Annotated in this window: 1 protein-coding gene; it reads right to left on the bottom strand. The window is 66.3% G+C overall.

Annotated elements, in window-relative coordinates; translation table 11 throughout:
* Positions 1–749 (bottom strand): hypothetical protein (locus ACXJKJ_RS30490; protein WP_457395168.1); only part of this gene is annotated, 749 nt, incomplete at both ends.

Here is a 749-nt window from a genome sequence, read left to right as displayed (position 1 = left end):
CTCCACATGGGCGGGCTGGAGGTTCATTGCGTCGGGAGCACTGGAGCCAGCAGGAGACATGGGCGGCGCTTCAGCTGTCTCCGGATGATTGGTCTGCGCCTGCGGCACTTGTCTGACCACCTCGTCTGCCGTGTCGACGGCGTGGCGCCGATCGGCTTCCTCGGTTTCTCTCGACGCCTGCGCCCGCTCCGCCTCGGTGCGGCGTGCTTCGTCGTGGCGATCCATCTCAGAAGACTGCGCACGATCAGCCTCCGTGGRGAGCGGTGCACTGATGGGCGGTATCGAGGCGGCGGCCATTGCCGGAGCAACGGTGGCCTCTACAGGTCCCGACTCCCGCTGCTGCACCTCCGGCGCCAACGCCTCTTCAATGCGCTGATCAGCTACGCCCAGCGCAGCAGCGGCAGCGACCTGCTGCGCCTCGCCGATGGAGAGTCCCTCACGGTTCGCCTCGCGCAGCGCCTGTTCGTGGGCATCGCGTTCCTGGGCCGATAGTGCGGTGATGCGTAGCTCTGGGGAGTCAGGGATCGGCGCGTCTTCCTGTTGCTGTGCCCGGACCTCCGTCCACGCCCGTCGCAGCTCAGCAACGTCGGTAACGGCCACCAGATGCGCCACGCCATCGGGCCCGGTCTGATAGTAATTGATGGGGCTGTCGTAGCCATACTGGCCCGTCTCATTGCGTTGAAGTTGCTGCATCGTCTGGCCGGTGACGCCATTGGCATCCAGCGTGCGCTGCACAGCCAGCGCGATGG

It is taken from the genome of Roseateles sp. P5_E1 (genome assembly GCF_054049335.1).
Note: the sequence above shows the minus strand (reverse complement) of the source record. Positions and strands in the feature narration are given on the sequence as shown.